At 48.7% G+C, this 16,721-nt stretch carries 16 protein-coding genes and 5 tRNA genes; 3 read left to right on the top strand and 18 right to left on the bottom strand.

Annotation, left to right across the window (positions count from 1 at the left end; all coding sequences use genetic code 11):
• Window positions 1-18: 18 nt before the first annotated feature.
• The gene (gene rpoB / locus ACNQKP_RS12915) at window positions 19-4,257 is read right to left on the bottom strand and encodes a DNA-directed RNA polymerase subunit beta (RefSeq protein WP_417865081.1); all 4,239 of its coding nucleotides are present in this window, start codon (window positions 4,255-4,257) and stop codon (window positions 19-21) included.
• A gap of 233 nt (window positions 4,258-4,490) precedes the next feature.
• Between rpoB and ACNQKP_RS12910 the strand changes: the two genes are divergently transcribed.
• Window positions 4,491-5,246 carry a hypothetical protein gene (locus ACNQKP_RS12910; RefSeq protein ID WP_417865080.1) on the top strand — a complete coding sequence of 252 codons (756 nt, stop codon included), beginning with the start codon at window positions 4,491-4,493 and terminating at the stop codon, window positions 5,244-5,246.
• A gap of 381 nt (window positions 5,247-5,627) precedes the next feature.
• On the opposite strand, the gene rplL is transcribed toward ACNQKP_RS12910, so the two are convergent.
• The 14 genes from rplL to pyrF form a co-directional block, all read right to left on the bottom strand.
• Window positions 5,628-5,996, bottom strand: a complete 369-nt coding sequence (gene rplL, locus ACNQKP_RS12905; protein WP_011165361.1) for a 50S ribosomal protein L7/L12 — start codon at window positions 5,994-5,996, stop codon at window positions 5,628-5,630.
• 81 nt (window positions 5,997-6,077) lie between these two features.
• Window positions 6,078-6,608, bottom strand: a complete 531-nt coding sequence (gene rplJ, locus ACNQKP_RS12900) for a 50S ribosomal protein L10 (RefSeq protein ID WP_226988014.1) — start codon at window positions 6,606-6,608, stop codon at window positions 6,078-6,080.
• Window positions 6,609-6,840: 232 nt separating this feature from the next.
• Window positions 6,841-7,548 (bottom strand): 50S ribosomal protein L1, encoded by a 708-nt coding sequence (gene rplA, locus ACNQKP_RS12895; RefSeq protein WP_015092016.1) that lies wholly within the window; start codon window positions 7,546-7,548, stop codon window positions 6,841-6,843.
• Between the two features lie 12 nt (window positions 7,549-7,560).
• On the bottom strand, window positions 7,561-7,983 hold the full coding sequence (rplK, locus tag ACNQKP_RS12890) for a 50S ribosomal protein L11 (protein ID WP_038448239.1): 423 nt from the start codon (window positions 7,981-7,983) through the stop codon (window positions 7,561-7,563).
• 62 nt (window positions 7,984-8,045) lie between these two features.
• Window positions 8,046-8,579 carry a transcription termination/antitermination protein NusG gene (gene nusG, locus ACNQKP_RS12885; protein ID WP_011165365.1) on the bottom strand — a complete coding sequence of 178 codons (534 nt, stop codon included), beginning with the start codon at window positions 8,577-8,579 and terminating at the stop codon, window positions 8,046-8,048.
• Between the two features lie 10 nt (window positions 8,580-8,589).
• On the bottom strand, window positions 8,590-8,967 hold the full coding sequence (secE, locus tag ACNQKP_RS12880) for a preprotein translocase subunit SecE (RefSeq protein ID WP_417865079.1): 378 nt from the start codon (window positions 8,965-8,967) through the stop codon (window positions 8,590-8,592).
• Window positions 8,968-9,000: 33 nt separating this feature from the next.
• A tRNA-Trp gene (locus ACNQKP_RS12875) sits at window positions 9,001-9,076 on the bottom strand.
• 239 nt (window positions 9,077-9,315) lie between these two features.
• A complete protein-coding gene (tuf, locus tag ACNQKP_RS12870) occupies window positions 9,316-10,506 on the bottom strand; it encodes an elongation factor Tu (RefSeq protein WP_011165367.1) in 1,191 nt (396 codons plus the stop codon).
• A 61-nt stretch (window positions 10,507-10,567) separates the two neighbouring features.
• Window positions 10,568-10,642, bottom strand: a tRNA-Thr gene (locus ACNQKP_RS12865).
• Window positions 10,643-10,657: 15 nt separating this feature from the next.
• Window positions 10,658-10,734: transfer RNA gene (locus tag ACNQKP_RS12860), tRNA-Gly, on the bottom strand.
• 72 nt (window positions 10,735-10,806) lie between these two features.
• Window positions 10,807-10,892 (bottom strand) — tRNA-Tyr (locus ACNQKP_RS12855).
• Window positions 10,893-10,919: 27 nt separating this feature from the next.
• Window positions 10,920-10,995: transfer RNA gene (locus ACNQKP_RS12850), tRNA-Thr, on the bottom strand.
• Window positions 10,996-11,062: 67 nt separating this feature from the next.
• Window positions 11,063-11,956, bottom strand: coding sequence for a TrmH family RNA methyltransferase (locus ACNQKP_RS12845; protein WP_417865078.1), 894 nt, complete (start codon window positions 11,954-11,956; stop codon window positions 11,063-11,065).
• The gene (gene pyrF, locus ACNQKP_RS12840) at window positions 11,943-12,662 is read right to left on the bottom strand and encodes an orotidine-5'-phosphate decarboxylase (RefSeq protein ID WP_417865077.1); all 720 of its coding nucleotides are present in this window, start codon (window positions 12,660-12,662) and stop codon (window positions 11,943-11,945) included. The genes ACNQKP_RS12845 and pyrF overlap by 14 nt, the downstream gene beginning before the upstream one ends.
• Window positions 12,663-12,809: 147 nt before the next feature.
• Between pyrF and ACNQKP_RS12835 the strand changes: the two genes are divergently transcribed.
• Window positions 12,810-13,049, top strand: coding sequence for a hypothetical protein (locus ACNQKP_RS12835; protein ID WP_015092024.1), 240 nt, complete (start codon window positions 12,810-12,812; stop codon window positions 13,047-13,049).
• A 113-nt stretch (window positions 13,050-13,162) separates the two neighbouring features.
• On the top strand, window positions 13,163-15,094 hold the full coding sequence (locus tag ACNQKP_RS12830; RefSeq protein WP_417865076.1) for an acetyl-CoA hydrolase/transferase C-terminal domain-containing protein: 1,932 nt from the start codon (window positions 13,163-13,165) through the stop codon (window positions 15,092-15,094).
• Here the strand turns inward: ACNQKP_RS12830 and ACNQKP_RS12825 are convergent.
• The 3 genes from ACNQKP_RS12825 to ACNQKP_RS12815 form a co-directional block, all read right to left on the bottom strand.
• A complete protein-coding gene (locus tag ACNQKP_RS12825) occupies window positions 15,063-15,500 on the bottom strand; it encodes a HAMP domain-containing protein (RefSeq protein WP_015092026.1) in 438 nt (145 codons plus the stop codon). The two genes, ACNQKP_RS12830 and ACNQKP_RS12825, sit on opposite strands and share 32 nt — an antisense overlap.
• A 102-nt stretch (window positions 15,501-15,602) precedes the next feature.
• On the bottom strand, window positions 15,603-16,460 hold the full coding sequence (locus tag ACNQKP_RS12820) for an alpha/beta hydrolase-fold protein (protein ID WP_417865075.1): 858 nt from the start codon (window positions 16,458-16,460) through the stop codon (window positions 15,603-15,605).
• Between the two features lie 34 nt (window positions 16,461-16,494).
• Window positions 16,495-16,721, bottom strand: a 227-nt coding sequence (locus ACNQKP_RS12815) for a hypothetical protein (protein WP_417865074.1), incomplete at its 5' end; no start/stop codon positions are given.

Here is a 16,721-nt window from a genome sequence, read left to right as displayed (position 1 = left end):
GTTGTTAAATTATTAAACTTAGTGCTGCTCTGGTTCGTCTTTAGACGCAACCGGCGCAACTGGTTCTACCTCGATCACTTCTTCGTCACCAAAATCTTCATCCTGGTCACGTAGAATGTCAGACTCCATCAGCTCCACGTTCAGTGCCAGAGATTGAAGCTCTTTCACCAATACGTTGAAGGATTCAGGCAAGCCTGGCTCAAGGATGTTTTCACCCTTCACGATGCTCTCGTACATACGAGTTCTACCTGCAACGTCATCTGACTTAACAGTCAGGAACTCTTGCAGAGAGTATGCAGCACCGTATGCTTCGATCGCCCAAACCTCCATCTCCCCGAGACGCTGACCACCGAACTGAGCTTTACCGCCCAGAGGCTGTTGAGAAACGAGTGAGTAAGGTCCGATAGAACGAGCGTGGATCTTCTCTTCCACCAAGTGGTGAAGTTTCAGCATGTACATGATACCGACAGTTACCGGATTCGTGAACGGCTCCCCTGTACGACCGTCGAATAGAACGGACTTACCGGAAGAAGGCACTTGCGCTTTCGCAAGCAAACCTTTCACGTCAGATTCACGGGCACCATCAAACACCGGCGTACCCACGTGGATACCGTGCTTCATGCGCTGAACCATGGACTTCAATGAAGCATCGTCTGCTTTATCAAGTTTCGCGGAGATATCAGAGTCGCTGAAGATGTCTTTCATCTCTGTGCGAGCGTTCTCTGCATTCCACTTCTCAAGATGAGCACCCAGTTGTTTACCAAGGTTGTGCGCTGCCCAACCCAAGTGAACCTCAAGGATCTGACCGATATTCATACGAGAAGGAACCCCTAGTGGGTTCAGAACCATGTCTACTGGAGTACCGTCAGCAAGGTAAGGCATGTCTTCCGCAGGCAATACTTTGGAGACAACACCCTTATTTCCGTGACGACCGGCGAATTTGTCACCGACTTGCATTTTACGTTTGATAGCAACGTAAACTTTAACCATTTTGATCACGCCCGGAGGCAATTCGTCACCTTTACGAAGACGATCGATCTTTTCATTGAATACAAGTTTAACTGCATCCAACTGGTTACGAGCATTGTCGATGATTTTGTTCACCTGGAACTCAAGGTCTTGTTCAAGAGGGATGTAGTTCAACAATTCGAATGGAACTGTCTCCAGATCCGCCTCAGTGATTTCCTGACCTTTGTTCAACAACTTCTGAGAACCGTCTTCATTCAGAAGAACGCCTGTTGTGATTTTACCCACCAGGATGTCACGAAGTTTGGAGATAGCGTTATTTTTGATAACGTTCTGCTCAACCGCCAAGTCTTTTTCAAGCTTGCGTTTTTTCTCCTCGATGATCAGGGACAAACGCTCATCGCGGTCTGCGCCTTCACGAGAGTAAACCTGAGCATCGATAACAGTTCCGTACACGCCGGATGGAGCGCGCAAAGATGTATCACGAACGTCGCCGGCTTTTTCACCGAAGATCGCTCTCAAAAGTTTTTCCTCAGGAGAAAGCTGAGTTTCACCTTTTGGAGTCACTTTACCAACAAGGATGAAGCCAGGGCGAACTTCCGCACCGATGCGGATGATACCAGAGCTGTCCAGGTCTTTAAGAGCTTCCTCACCTACGTTGGCGATATCGCGAGTGATCTCTTCCTTACCAAGTTTTGTGTCACGAGCCACGCACTCGAATTCTTCGATGTGGATGGAAGTGTAAACGTCGTCTTTCAACAAACGCTCAGAAATAAGGATGGAGTCCTCGAAGTTGTAACCTTGCCATGGGGTGAACGCCACAAGGATGTTCTGACCCAATGCCAATTCACCAAGTTCAGTGGAAGGACCGTCAGCGATGATGTCGCCTTTGGAAATCTTGTCACCAACAGTAACGATTGGTTTTTGGTTGAAGCACGTATTTTGATTCGTACGCTGATACTTCGTCAGGTTGTAGATGTCCACGTTCGCACCCAGCTCGCCGCCTTTGGCGAAACGACGGATAACGATACGGGAAGCATCAACTTCCTCAACGATACCATCGTTTTGAGCAACGATGGAAGTACCGGAGTCACGAGCAACCAAACGCTCTACGCCCGTACCAACAAGTGGCGCGCGAGAACGAAGCAGTGGAACCGCTTGACGTTGCATGTTCGATCCCATCAAGGCACGGTTGGCGTCATCGTGCTCAAGGAATGGAATCAGGGAAGCAGCGATGGAAACCAACTGAGATGGAGAAACGTCCATCAAAGCAACTTTATCCTTGTCTACGATCTCATACTCACCGTCACGACGAGTGATGGTAGTCGCAGTCTGGATAGCTTTGTTTCCAGCTTCGTCACGAGCCGCCGGAGCGATGTGGTGACCAGCTTCTTCCAATGCAGAAAGATAGTTGATGTCTTTGGAAACCTGACCCGCTTCAACTTTACGGTATGGAGTCTCAATGAAACCATAGTTGTTGATACGAGCATAAGTAGCCAGGGAAGCGATCAAACCGATGTTTGGACCCTCTGGAGTTTCGATAGGACAGATACGTCCGTAGTGCGTAGGATGTACGTCACGTACTTCGAAACCAGCGCGGTCACGAGTCAAACCACCAGGTCCAAGAGCAGACAAACGACGTTTGTGCGTGATCTCGGAAAGTGGGTTCGTCTGATCCATGAACTGAGACAACTGGGAAGAACCGAAGAATTCTTTAACTACGGCGTTCACAGGTTTCGCGTTCACAAGATCGTGAGGCATCATTGTTTCAACGTCCTGAAGGGACATACGTTCACGGATAGCGCGCTCCATACGAACCAAACCGATACGGTATTGGTTTTCAAGCAACTCACCTACGGAACGAACACGACGGTTACCCAAGTGATCGATATCGTCGATAACACCACGACCATTTTTCAGATCGATCAAAGTTTTGATGGTGCTCAGGATATCCTTGTGAGTCAGTGTTCTGTGAGACGGTGGGCACTCGTCCATGGAGATACCGAATCTGTGATTGATCTTGATACGACCAACTTCAGAAAGGTCATAAGTCTCTGGATCGAAGAACAAACGGCCGAAGAATGTCGTAGCCGCTTCCAAAGTCGGAGGCTCACCAGGACGAAGACGTTTGTAGATCTCAACCAAAGATTCTTCTTTGTTGGAGACTTTATCAACCAACAGGGTGTTGCGCAGGTAAGGACCCACAGTCAAACCGTCGAAGAAGATCATGAAGAAGCTCTCGATACCAGCTTCGATGGAACGCTTGATGATTGCAGCGTTCAGCTCAGCATTCGCATCAGCGATGATCTCACCAGTAGATTCATCGATCAGAGGCTTCGCCAGAACTTTGCCTTCCAGATCTTCCGGAAGAACATCAAGCTCTGTGATATCAAGATCTTTGATCTTTTTAACGATCGCACGAGTGATACGACGACCCGCTTTAACCAGCGCTTCGCCGGATTTTGGATCAACGATATCAGTCAATGCTCTTTGACCGGACATACGCTCGATGTCCAACTTACGGAAGAGCTTGCCACCCTTAACGTAAACTTCATCAAGATCGTAGAAGTATTCCAGAAGCTGCTCAGAGTTGTAACCAAGAGCTTTAAGAAGGATTGTAACTGGGAACTTACGACGACGGTCGATACGTACGTGGATAAGATCTTTTTGGTCAAACTCAGCATCCAACCATGAACCACGATAAGGGATCACACGTGCAGAGTAGATCAATTTACCAGAAGCATTGTTTTTACCACCATCGTGATCGAAGAACACGCCTGGAGATCTGTGCAACTGGGAAACAACAACGCGCTCAGTACCGTTGATGATGAAAGAACCGTTGGCAGTCATCAATGGGATTTCGCCCAGATAAACTTCCTGCTCTTTCACGTCACGGATGCTGCGTGCTTCAGTTTCTTCATCAACATCGAAAACGATCAGACGAAGAGTCACCTTGATAGGAGCAGCGAAAGTCATACCACGCTGACGGCACTCGTCCACGTCGTACTTAGCTGGCTCTAGAGTGTAAGATACAAACTCAAGGCTTGCTGTATTGTTGAAATCTGTGATTGGGAAAACAGATTTGAAAACGCCATTAAGACCAGCATCGCCGCGACGATCTGGATCCATATCTTTTTGAATGAAAGCTTCGTAAGAAGACTTCTGCAGTTCAATCAGATTTGGAATATCAATGACTTGCTTATTTTTCGCGAATGACTTTCTAACTCGAATGTTAGAAGCCGTAACTGGAGTTTTTTCCAATGTACTCTCCGTGATAAGAAAATCGGACATTCGCTTCGGGGGGAATGTTCCAAGGCCCACATTAAATAAAAACGCAAGTATCTCAAACTACCCTAAGTTTTCAATAAAGCAAGTGATTCTAGAGGTTTTTGATGCCTTTCCAAAAACTTCAGGCACTCCAAAAATGGTCGGTTATTGCGTCGTGTAAAGTCGAGTTTTGCAGCTAATCAGTAGCCCATAACAAGGACGCATCATAGGCTTAAAAAGTCGAAGGAAGGATCCCCATGTTTAGAGTATTGTTCGCCTTAAGTTTGCTTAGTTTGTCAGCATGTTCACACTCCATCAGCATGCGCGCCTCCCATTTCAACATGCCGGTGGTATCCAACGAACAGTGGCAAGGACATGCCGCCGTGGTCATGGCCTCTGAAACCCGAGTGACCCTGGTCAACGACATCAACTCAACCCCCCCCCTGCGCGACAAGGTTCTGATCAACAGCGACATTGACGCCAGCGACTTCGTGACCGGCGCAAACAACGTCGGTTTCGACGCAAGCGTGAGTGTTTTCAAAGGGATAGAAGTCTACCTGGAAAACTTCCTGTGGGGCGCAAGATTCCAGTTCCTGAACCACGGAACTCAAAACCGAGTGTGGGTCGGCTCCCTGATGGGCGCCTACGGAACAAAAAGTGAAACCACAACCGACGCATTTTATCTGGGGAACAACACCACCGACGCCAAAGCCAAGTCAGACATCACCACCTCCCAAGCCGGCGTCAGCTTAGGGTACAAATACGAGTACCTGGTCCCCTACTTTTCCTACATCTACGAATTCCACAAAGTTAAAACAAGCATCACCAGCACCAACGGAACCTTCGGCCCCTATGACGACGAAGGAAATCACAGTTACTATTCCGTGGGCCTAAGCACCCATCAAAAAGGCCTCCGAGCCGCCATCGAATACAGCCACATAGACATCAAATGGGACAGATCCGACCGCGAAAGCCAAGAAGCCTTCGGCATAAAACTAGGCTTCGCCTGGTAAAAACAACCACCCACAAACAAAAAAAAAAGGCCCCACAAGGGGCCTTAATAATTTCAAAAACCAAAAATCTAAGTCCAAAGCACCCAACAAAGGGGCTTTTTCGCATTTTGGCCACCGCAAGCCCCGTTAGGATTGGGCTGGGGGCTTAGGGGTGCAAAAACCAAGTTCCACAGCGCCCGAAAAACCACCCAAGCACTCAGAAAACTAAAAACAAAAAACAGCTCAACCCGAAAAACAGACAGTGCGCGAGGACTGTCCGAAGGTTTTTGCACCCCTAAGCCCCCAGCCCAATCCCAACGAAGGGTAAAGCGAGGGCCAAAATGCAAAAAGCCCCGTGTTTCCACGAGGCTTTCGGCATTAGCATAAACTAAGTGGCAGAAATTACTTAACAGTAACTTTCGCGCCCGCAGCTTCAAGAGCTTTCTTGATTTTTTCTGCGTCTTCTTTAGTAGCGCCTTCTTTAACAGCTTTGTTACCAGCTTCAACAAGGGCTTTAGCTTCAGCAAGACCCAAACCAGTCAAGCCACGAACTTCTTTAATAACGTTGATTTTGTTGGCGCCAGCGTCAACAAGGATAACGTCGAAAGCAGTTTTTTCTTCAACAGCAGCAGCAGGACCTGCAGCAGCAGCAGCAACTGGAGCAGCAGCGGAAACGCCCCATTTTTCTTCCAAAGTTTTTACTAGTTCTGCGATTTCAAGAACAGTTTTCGCAGACAACGCTTCAACGATTTGATCGTTAGTCAGAGACATTTTATCCTCCAGGGATATAAAAATTATTTAAAAATTCAAATATTCAGCACCATCAGTCCCGAACCTTCGGGATTCAAGCAATTACGCTTGTGGAGCTTCTTCAGTACCAGCGGCTGCGCCGCCGCCCATTTTCTCAGCGTAAGCGTTAAGACATCTAGCAAGTGCAGAACCTGCACCCAACAATGTACCCAACAACATAGCGCGAAGCTGGTCTTTGCCCGGAAGTGTCGCCAAGAATTTAATCTTAGCATCATCCAAAGCAGCGCCGTCCATAACACCGGACTTGATTTGCAGAACTTCTACGTCCTTAGCGAAATCAGCCAATGCTTTTGCAGTCGCGTTCACTTCACCGTAAGAGAATACGATGGCGTTAGTACCTTTCATTGAATTAGCAAATGCTGTTTCAATAGCTGGGTGATCTTTGAACGCTCTTTTTGCAAGAGTATTACGAACAACTTTCATCTCAGAATCAGCAGCATTCAATTTTTTACGCAAGTTAGTTACTTGCTCAACCTTGATGCCTTTGAAGTCGACGATGAAAGCTCCCTTAGCCTTTCCGAATTTCTCCGTGATTAGCTTAATCTCCTGCTCTTTATCTGCGCGAGTGATCATATGTGAGCCTCCTTTCATTAGACTTTTTGCCCTTCTTGCGAAGGGGCCTGTGCGAATCAGGTCGGTTTGGAGGTCGCATGAACCTTTTTGCCTTATCTCGGTAGGCCCCCCACAAACGAGGGATTACATCCACTGAAAGAAACCTACTGTCTCTGATCGCAATAAATTTATGAACTAATACAAAATAACCGGATAAAAAACAAGGCCCTGAGCACGCTCAGAGCCTTAAAATTTACGGGTTAGCGCCAGTTGCAGCAGCTGCTGCGTTTGGCTCGATCTTAACGCCTGGGCCCATAGTGGACGCTACAGCGATAGAACGAAGGTAGATACCTTTGGAAGATGCTGGTTTAGCCTTAACGATAGCTCCCAACAAAGTCATGAAGTTATCTTTAAGTTTAGCATCGCCCATGGATTTCTTACCGATACCAGCGTGTACGATACCTGCTTTATCAACGCGGAAGTCCAACTTACCTTTTTTCTCGGCAGTTACAGCTTCACCAACGTTCATAGTTACAGTACCGATTTTTGGATTCGGCATCAAACCACGAGGCCCTAGGATCTTAGCAACTTTAGAAACAGTCGCCATCATGTCCGGAGTCGCGATACATTTATCGAAATCCAACCAGCCGCCCTGGATTTTTGCTACCAGGTCGTCTGCGCCTACGAAGTCAGCGCCAGCTGCTTTCGCTTCAGCCTCTTTCGGGCCTTTTGCGAAGACAACAACTTTAACTTCTTTGCCCAAACCGTGAGGAAGAGCGATAGCTCCACGCACTTGTTGGTCAGATTGCTTAGGGTCGATACCCAAACGCAATGCTACGTCGATAGATTCATCAAATTTAGCTGGAGCTGTTTCAACAACCAGTTTGAATGCTTCTTCAACAGTGTACTTTTTTGCAGAATCAACTTTTTTAGCGACTGCTGCGAATTTTTTGCCTGCCATCTTATACCACCCTTACGCGATGTCGATGCCCATGCTTTTAGCCGTACCAGCAACTTGTGACATTGCGGATTCAACTTTCAAGCAGTTCAAGTCAGGCAATTTCGTTGTAGCGATTTGCTTGATTTGATCGTTATTGATTTTGCCAACTTTGTCCTTCTGAGGCTGCTTGGAACCGGATTCCAGTTTCAACGCCTTTTTGATCAAAGAAGACACCGGTGGTGTTTTTGTGATGAAAGTAAACGATCTGTCTTGGTAAACAGTGATGATGATAGGGATGATGCTATCACCCAACGCTTGTGTACGAGCGTTGAACTGCTTACAGAATTCCATGATGTTTACCCCATGCTGTCCGAGCGCCGGTCCAACGGGTGGAGCTGGATTAGCTTTCCCTGCCGGTATCTGCAGCTTGATCATTCCTGTAACTTTTTTTGCCATGACCCACTCCTGCAAGAGGTTGTGTTAATTAATATCCATCGGCCGCCCTATGCGGCTTCTGGTTATGGTTTTTCTACTTGAATGTAATCCAACTCAACTGGAGTCGGACGACCGAAGATACTCACAAGAACTTTAAGCTTCGCTTTGTCCTCGTTGATTTCTTCAACTGTTCCCTGGAAGTTGGAGAATGGACCGTCAATAACAGTCACGTTCTCACCCACAGCGAACTTCACTTTCGGTCTTGGTTTTTCAGCAACGCCAGCCATTTGCTGGGTCACACGAAGAACTTCAGCCTCCGGAACTTCCGGAGGACGGGTTTTAGTGCCGCCCACGAAGCCCGTGACTTTAGACGAATTACGTACCAAATGCCAAGTCTCATCATTCAAAAACATCTGAACGAAGATATAACCCGGGAAAAATTTACGTGATTTGGTCTGTTTTTGACCTTTTACCAGCTCCACTACGCTTTCCGCAGGGATCAGGATTTCGCCAAAGAACTCTTCCATTTTGGAAGATTTGATCTTTTCTTCGATGGCTTTTTTAGCCGTATTTTCACAGCTGGTCTGAACGTTAACGATGTACCACTTTTTTTCCATGGTTCCGTCCTTACTTCATAAGAAAGTTGATTAAGAAGCCAGAGATCAGATCGAAGGAACTGATGATAACACTGGAGATAAGAACCATAACCACGCAAGCGATGGTCATAGCCGTTGTGTCCTTACGAGAAGGCCAAACAACTTTACGGATCTCAGAAACAACCTCTTCACCCCAAGTATGAACGCGTGGGTTGAACTGAAGAGCGGCAAACAACGCGAAACCTGCCAAAACAGGGATCCCGTGGCGAACCATATCAGAGTCAGCAGCACGAGCTACCACACCGAATGCGCCAGCGAATGCCTTGATTAGAAGAGAGACGGTCAAACCGACCAAGATAGCTGCAAGTGCAAAGCTGATTGTCAAAATCTTAGAGTTGGCCTTTTCCATTATTCCTCATCCCTAAAGTTATGGAGTCAATATTGGCAGGGGCGGAGGGATTCGAACCCACGACCTAACGATTTGGAGTCGTTCGCTCTACCGCTGGAGCTACACCCCTGCACTTTTTTACTGAAGACAACCGACCCATCGACGGCGTTGCTTCGTCGGCGGCCTACATTTAGTAGGCCTTTCTCCTCGCGCCTTGCGCTGGATCGCTTCTCGTCAGTAAAAACTTCTTCCAAAAACCTCAAAAAATAGACTTTTCAGACCTTTTTTTGAGAATGCCAAGAAACACCGAGGGGGACCCTTTTGTCAAGGAGTCCCCCGGGTGATTATTACTTAGCTTACGCTGCGTTATTACTCAAGGATCTCAGTAACAACACCAGCTCCAACTGTACGACCGCCTTCACGGATCGCGAAGCGAAGCTCTTTTTCCATAGCGATAGGAGCGATAAGTTCAACAGAAACTTCGATCTTATCACCAGGCATAACCATTTCAGTTCCAGCTTTCAAAGTACAAACGCCAGTAACGTCTGTAGTACGGAAGTAGAACTGAGGACGGTAACCGTTGAAGAATGGAGTGTGACGTCCGCCTTCTTCTTTAGTCAGGATGTACGCTTCAGCTTTGAATTTTTTGTGTGGTTTAACTGTACCCGGTTTAACAAGTACTTGGCCACGTTCAACGTCTTCTTTTTTAGTACCACGAAGAAGAACACCGCAGTTGTCCCCTGCTTGACCTTCGTCAAGAAGTTTACGGAACATCTCGATACCAGTTACAGTAGTTTTTTGAGTTGGACGGATACCAACGATTTCGATCTCGTCACCAACTTTAACGATACCACGCTCTACACGGCCAGTAACAACTGTACCACGACCAGAGATAGAGAATACGTCCTCTACTGGCATCAAGAAAGTTTTGTCTACTGCACGAACTGGAGCCGGGATGTAAGTATCACAAGCTTCCATCAATTTCATGATAGCTGGACGACCGATTTCGGAAGTGTCGCCTTCAAGAGCTTTCAATGCAGAACCTTTAACAACTGGGATATCATCGCCAGGGAATTCGTATTTAGACAGAAGTTCACGAACTTCAAGCTCAACTAGCTCAAGAAGTTCTTTATCGTCAACCATGTCAACTTTGTTCATGAATACAACTAGAGCAGGAACACCTACTTGACGTGCAAGAAGGATGTGCTCACGAGTTTGTGGCATTGGACCGTCAGCAGAAGAAACTACCAAGATAGCTCCGTCCATTTGAGCAGCACCAGTGATCATGTTTTTTACGTAGTCAGCGTGACCCGGGCAGTCAACGTGAGCGTAGTGACGGTTGTCAGTTTCGTACTCAACGTGAGTAGTGGAGATCGTGATACCACGAGCTTTTTCTTCTGGAGACTTATCGATTTGATCGTAAGCCATCGCTTGAGCTTTACCAGATGCTGCAAGAGTAGTCGTGATAGCAGCAGTCAAAGTTGTTTTACCATGATCGACGTGACCGATAGTGCCGATATTTACGTGCGGTTTATTACGTGTAAATTTCTCTTTAGACATTTATTCCTCCTGCAGAGATTTTTTATTTTATCTTAACCTTAAAAATTAAAAGCCAAATAAGTGGAGCCCATGATCGGAGCCGAACCGACGACCTCACCCTTACCAAGGGTGTGCTCTACCACTGAGCTACATGGGCACAAGTTCTGAAATTTGGAGCGGGAAACGGGTCTCGAACCCGCAACCCTCTGCTTGGAAGGCAGATACTCTAGCCAATTGAGCTATTCCCGCCCTTTCAGAACGCCCGAAGAGAACTTCTTCTCTTCTGTTTCAAAACTTTTCCGGGAAAACATTCAAAAAAAATGGTGGGCAGGGAAGGATTCGAACCTTCGTAGACATAAGCCAACGGATTTACAGTCCGTCCCCTTTAGCCACTCGGGCACCTACCCACTTGTGAATGCTTACCCAGAAAAATTTGGAGCTGGTTATGGGACTCGAACCCGCAACCTGCTGATTACAAATCAGCTGCTCTACCAATTGAGCTAAACCAGCCTTACTGAGATAACCGAAATGTTGTACGGAGAAAAAGAACGTCCGTCAAAGATAATTATTCGACAGATTACGATTTTTTTCGATTTCCGCGCGGCGCATGCTGTCTAAGGGTCTCAGTTAGTGCCATGGCCGTCGCCACTGAAGCATTATAACTCGCCGAAGAACTAGCTTGCGGTATGAACACTAATTCATCACAAAGGCGCTCCGTTGTCACTCTCATTCCTTTGTCTTCTGAACCAATTGCCCAAACCACCTTGTCTGGCAGCTCTAATTCGAAAATAGATCGCTTTCCGCGCGGACTAAGGCCATAGATCCAATAGCCCTGTTTTTTAAGTTCTTCCGCATAGTTAGCAAAGTTTGTGGTCTCTTCAACCGGAACATGCTCCACACCACCGCAAGCCACTTTATGTACGGTGGGCGTCAAACCCACCGCGCGGTCTTCCGGAATCAGAACCCCATGCGCCCCCACCAACCAAGAGGTTCTCAGGATCGCACCCAGGTTGTGAGGGTCTTCGATGCCATCCAGGATCAGAACCATGGATTTATCCAGACCTTCCAGACCAGCCATATCAAACTCCGGAGCGCCATCGACAAAGATCGCGGCACCTTGCTGGGATGGACCGAACTTTTCCAGCACCGTTTCTGCCTTCAATTCAACTTTGATATGATGTTTTAACGCCAGATCGTTCATGTCGCGCAGATCGCCTGAGTTTTCAAAACCCTGACGGATCCAGAAGCCTTTGACCTGCTTCGGACGCACCTTCAACACTTCGTTGATAGCATGCGTGCCGATCACCACACGCCAGTCGCGCGGGATCTGATTTTCACGAGGGGCGTGAGCCTGTGGACGGCCCCCTTGCGGACGACCCGCGCCTTGAGGACGACCATGCTGTGGGCGACCACCCTGCTGAGGACGTTGAGAGTTGTTTCTGCCAGAGGGACGAGAGTTATTTTTCTTCATACATTGCCATCACAAAATCAGTGGCCGCTTCCTTGATGTTGGAAGCTTCCAGAATAGGGCGACCCACGACCAGCGCGGAGGCACCTGCACGCAGTGCCTCTTTGGGTCCCATGATACGTTTTTGATCGCCGGAATCCTGCATACTAAAGCGAATTCCCGGAGTGACAAGGTAAAGATTTCGGTTTTGTAAAAGGTCCAATTCGTGAGGGGAACACACGACACCGGACAAGCCCGAATCCTTCACCAAAGAAGCCAGCTCCATCACGTGCTGAGCGATCGGTTGAGATTTCATATTCACCGGCAGCGAATTTTGATCCCAGGACGTCAGAATCGTCACCGCCAGAATGCGGAACGGACGCTGTTGATTCAGCTCTTTTTCCACCGCCGCCATGCGGGTCAGAGCCTCTTTGCCACTCAGGGCATGCACCGTCACCAAAGACGCCCCCGCCTCAAAGCTGGCGCGCACAGCGGCCTCCATCGTCGAGGGAATGTCAAAGTGCTTGTTATCCAGAAAAATCGGTGCTCGTTGCGCCATTTCTTTGACGAATTCCATTCCGTAACGCAAACACAAACGCGGCCCCAGCTTGATGCCTCCGACAATATCAGAAACATCGTCGGCAATTTTCAGCGCCTGGTCGCGGGTATCGACATCCAGAGCCAAAATAATCGGATTTTTCATGGGGTGAGCACGCAGATTTTTGTTCATGGAAACTCCTGGGAAGACGAACCCATCATAAATGCAATCCCCGATTATGTAAAAATTATTCCTGCGACATCAAAGATTGTCTTTCATGTCCTGCGTTAGTAGGTTCGCCCCGAAATCCGAATTTACAAACCTACAAGGAGATTATCCATGAAAGCTCTTCTTATTGCTTTGGCCATCGTTGGCGCTGCATCCTCTTCCCAAGCCGCTCTTTCCTGCGGTCAACTGGTTTCCTACAAAGCCAAACTTGCTGAGGAAATGAACTGGATCCGCGAAAAAATGAGAAGCACAAGAAACTCTGACACTCTTGAGCTTTACATGGACCAGTACGAAGAGCTTTATGCTCGTTATCAGAACGCTGATAAAGCGATCAAAAACGACTGTCAGTAATCGCTGAAGATACAAAGCAGGCTGCCCGAAAGGCAGCCTCTTTTTTTGCCGTTTAAAATACAAATTCGGCATTTAAGGCTTTGCACCTGGCTGCCCGGGGTTTTCAATTAGGTATGGACCAGAAACCCCGTCAATTCCATTCATTTGAAACGGCTGTGGATGAGCTCCTGAATACTTTGGGGCGTGAGATTCGCATTGCCGCCCCTTTGGGATTGGGAAAACCCAATCAGTTGATCAACCTGCTGTACAACCGGGTCAAACAACTTCCCGAACGCCGGCTTGAAATCTACACCGCACTTTCCCTGGATGTTCCTTCACCGCAAAGCGATTTGGAACGCCGGTTTTTGTCCCCCTTTTTGGAACGCCACTTCGGTCCGGACTACCCTGCCTTTGATTACCTCAAAGACCGCCGTCATGGTGAACTGCCCGCCAATATCCACATTCATGAATTTTACTTTCAAGCCGGACAAGCCCTGCACACGGATTCAGCCCAGCAGGACTACGTCAGCCTGAACTACACGCACGTGGCCTCGTATCTGGTGGAAAGCAATATCGAGGTGGTGCTGCAACTGGTGGCCCGCAGGCAGACTGAACACGGGACCCGCTACAGCCTTAGTTGCAATCCGGATCTGACTCTGGATGTGGTGGATCAGTACCGTAAAGCCGGCAAAAAAATCCTGCTGCTGGGAGTGGTTCATCCCGAGCTGCCTTTCCTGGGAACGGATGCCGAGGTTGGTCCCGACTATTTTGACATGATCGTCGACGACCCGAAACAACATCGCAAACTTTTTGCACTGCCTCGCACACCGGTGGACTGGACAGATCATCTGATCGGCTTTTTAGCCAGCCACCTGCTGCAGGACGACGGCACACTGCAAATAGGTATTGGTTCACTGTCCGAGGCTCTGGTGTATTCAGCCTGCCTTCGTCATCAGCAGAATTCAGACTATGAAGTGCTGTCGGAAAAATTCTGGCAGCACCGCCGTCACGCCCATGAACTTCACCTGCAGCGCGAGCCCTTTCAAAAAGGTCTGTACGGCACCAGTGAGATGGTCATGGATGGCTTTATGAATCTGCGCAAGGCCGGTATTCTGAAACGTCAGGTGCAGGAACCCGTCTCGAAGCAAAAACGCTATCTGCATGGTGCGTTCTTCCTAGGATCAACCGAGCTTTACAAGTGGCTGCGCCATCTCGAGGGCGAAGAGTTTGACGGACTGAACATGACCCGCGTGTCCGTCGTCAACGATCTTTACGATGGCAATGAACTGGCCCTGCGACGCCAGCGACGCAAAGCCAGATTCTTCAACACCTGTATGAATGTCACCTTGCTGGGGTCGGCGGCCTCGGACACTCTGGAAAGCGGGACCGTGGTCAGCGGCGTCGGCGGGCAGTATAATTTTGTGGCCATGGCACACGAACTGGAAGGAGCTCACTCGGTGCTGATGTTGCGTTCGACCCGAATGCACAAGGGACGCCGTCATTCCAACATCCTGTGGTCACACGGACAACTGACCATCCCCCGCCATCTGCGCGACATTGTGATCACCGAATACGGCATCGCTTACTTGCGCGGCAAGACCGACGAGGAGGTCATCAAAGAACTGCTGAACATCGCCGATTCTGAATTTCAGGAAACTTTGAAAATCAAAGCCCAGAAAGAAGGCAAGCTGCGTTCGGACTATCAGATTCCTGAATGGGCCCGCCACAACACTCCGGGTGAGCTTTTAACGCAAGCCAGGGAAGCAGGCTTTGACAGTCTGTTCCCGCCTTTCGCATTTGGCAGTGACTTTACTTTGGATGAAGAACTGCTGGCGCTGGCTTTAAGCGAACTGCGCCAGGCTCAGGAAGAATCCCTTGGTAAGCTTCTGGGACTGCTGAAGAGGGGCTGGAACACCGATGCCCTGATTTATCAAGACTGCCTGAAAAGAATGGATCTGGATCGCCCCCGAGGCTTTAAAGAATGGCTCTTTCAAAAGCTTGTGTTGGGGGCCCTGGAACAAAGCAAGGGCCGGATCATTTCGGCTTTTTCTGCAGGACCACGTTGATATCCTGAGCCAGATCCTGAAAGTAGTCATTTTCACGCAGGTGAATTTCAACCGAATCAAGGTTTTCATCCGCCATGCGCTTGACCGTGCGTTTGATATTGAAAAGAGGACCTACAATTCTGCGGGTCATGCGGTTGAAATACCAAAAGCCCACGACCAGACCCAACAAGACCGGAATCAACTGATAAACCAGGAACACGGTTTTATAGCGGGAAATAAACTCCTGCACCGACATCATCGAAAAGGCGCCGGTTCCGGCCAGCTCCTGAATCTTTCCAATGAACAACCAGGCCGCAAAAAGCTGGGCCAGAAACAGCACAGCCACAAAAAGGCTGACATGCATGACCACATCAAACTGCACTTCGCGATTGACGATCAACTTGCGGCGCGGACGGAATGTTTTCATAGCCAAATTATATCCCAGCCCCGAAGGTTAAACTCGTTAAATGTCAGTATCCACCAGGGAACGTTTCTGATTGAGAAACGTCCAAAAGTTTTTCACTTCATTTCAGCGGGCGCGGCTTAAGAAAAACTGCGCCAGCGCCTCACGGTTGTATTTGCAGTGCCCCCCCGCCAGGGGACTCCAGGTTGCGGACATTCCCACAGCCTGAGCCGCCTTTACAAACTCGGCGGATCCTTCCTGGAAACCAAACTCGTCCTGCAAGCCCGTAGAAACAAAAAACACCGGCTTGATCAGGCCCGAATAGCGACCGAGCAGATTGAAGGGATTGTGATTTTGCCAGTCTGCCTCGTCAACAAAGACCTCGCGGGAAATTCCCAGCATCAAATTCACGCGCGAACGCAGCGCCTTGGTCCGGGCAATGTATTTGTCGATATCAGCTTCAGAAGAATAAGGCCCGATCACGGTCAGGGCCGGGCACAACAGGGCCACTTTGGAAAAAGTCGCTGGCAACTGCAGCGAGGCTTGTGAGGCATTAAAGCCCCCCATGGATTCCCCCATCAGCAGACGGCGTCCGCTGCCCAGGCCTCCGACTTGACCTTCAAGAAAAGGCATCATCTCGCTTTGGAAAACCGGCAACAAAGGGAATTTCTGATTATTAACCAACAGCCAGATTTCACCAAACGAAATAGTTACGACAGACGGCTCATAACCCAACTGAGCCCAGCGCTTCAACACCCAAGAAGTGTCGCGACGCTGATCAAAGAACTGCCGGGCATTCCCCCACAATCCATGAAAGTAATAAACCACATCCTGGGTTTTCGCCCGATTCCCGGTATGAACACAATAGTCATAAGAATCACCCAAAGAAGTTGTTTGGGTTCCACAGACCGGCTGCGCCCCTGCAAATCCATTTGAAGCAAACACCACCAAAGAAAACGCCAGCATCCCTACTGCGAATTTCATCAGTCACCTCCGCACAAGAATAAGGCTCGCCGAATCAAGCCCAAAAGGCAACCCACGACCGCCACCCCAATTCCTGAACCTGCCCCCCAACACCAGACAAAGGAACAACCCAAACCCCAAAAAACAAAAAGCCAACCAAGGTATGACCCAGGTTGGCTCCCAAACAAAAAAAAGGCCCCGCAGGGGAGCCTTTTTCAAACTTAAATATCCTCAACAAAAATCTCCAAAAACGACCTGCCTCAAAGCCAACTCCCCGTTCCC

Origin of the sequence: Bdellovibrio bacteriovorus (assembly GCF_048286975.1) — a bacterium.
In the GTDB taxonomy this organism is placed as follows: domain Bacteria; phylum Bdellovibrionota; class Bdellovibrionia; order Bdellovibrionales; family Bdellovibrionaceae; genus Bdellovibrio; species Bdellovibrio bacteriovorus_H.
The sequence above is the reverse complement of the archived record's forward strand: the minus strand, read 5'-3'. Positions and strand labels throughout refer to the sequence as shown.

What these genes read in the sequence shown, in the direction of transcription:
- rplA (WP_015092016.1), bottom strand. Translation starts at nt 7,548, where the DNA reads ATGGCAGGCAAAAAATTCGCAGCAGTCGCTAAAAAAGTTGATTCTGCA.
- nusG (WP_011165365.1), bottom strand. Translation starts at nt 8,579, where the DNA reads ATGGAAAAAAAGTGGTACATCGTTAACGTTCAGACCAGCTGTGAAAAT.
- rplJ (WP_226988014.1), bottom strand. Translation starts at nt 6,608, where the DNA reads ATGATCACTCGCGCAGATAAAGAGCAGGAGATTAAGCTAATCACGGAG.
- ACNQKP_RS12835 (WP_015092024.1), top strand. Translation starts at nt 12,810, where the DNA reads ATGAAAGCTCTTCTTATTGCTTTGGCCATCGTTGGCGCTGCATCCTCT.
- rpoB (WP_417865081.1), bottom strand. Translation starts at nt 4,257, where the DNA reads ATGTCCGATTTTCTTATCACGGAGAGTACATTGGAAAAAACTCCAGTT.
- ACNQKP_RS12910 (WP_417865080.1), top strand. Translation starts at nt 4,491, where the DNA reads ATGTTTAGAGTATTGTTCGCCTTAAGTTTGCTTAGTTTGTCAGCATGT.
- tuf (WP_011165367.1), bottom strand. Translation starts at nt 10,506, where the DNA reads ATGTCTAAAGAGAAATTTACACGTAATAAACCGCACGTAAATATCGGC.
- pyrF (WP_417865077.1), bottom strand. Translation starts at nt 12,662, where the DNA reads ATGAACAAAAATCTGCGTGCTCACCCCATGAAAAATCCGATTATTTTG.
- ACNQKP_RS12820 (WP_417865075.1), bottom strand. Translation starts at nt 16,460, where the DNA reads ATGAAATTCGCAGTAGGGATGCTGGCGTTTTCTTTGGTGGTGTTTGCT.
- ACNQKP_RS12830 (WP_417865076.1), top strand. Translation starts at nt 13,163, where the DNA reads ATGGACCAGAAACCCCGTCAATTCCATTCATTTGAAACGGCTGTGGAT.
- rplK (WP_038448239.1), bottom strand. Translation starts at nt 7,983, where the DNA reads ATGGCAAAAAAAGTTACAGGAATGATCAAGCTGCAGATACCGGCAGGG.
- ACNQKP_RS12845 (WP_417865078.1), bottom strand. Translation starts at nt 11,956, where the DNA reads ATGAAGAAAAATAACTCTCGTCCCTCTGGCAGAAACAACTCTCAACGT.
- rplL (WP_011165361.1), bottom strand. Translation starts at nt 5,996, where the DNA reads ATGTCTCTGACTAACGATCAAATCGTTGAAGCGTTGTCTGCGAAAACT.
- ACNQKP_RS12825 (WP_015092026.1), bottom strand. Translation starts at nt 15,500, where the DNA reads ATGAAAACATTCCGTCCGCGCCGCAAGTTGATCGTCAATCGCGAAGTG.
- secE (WP_417865079.1), bottom strand. Translation starts at nt 8,967, where the DNA reads ATGGAAAAGGCCAACTCTAAGATTTTGACAATCAGCTTTGCACTTGCA.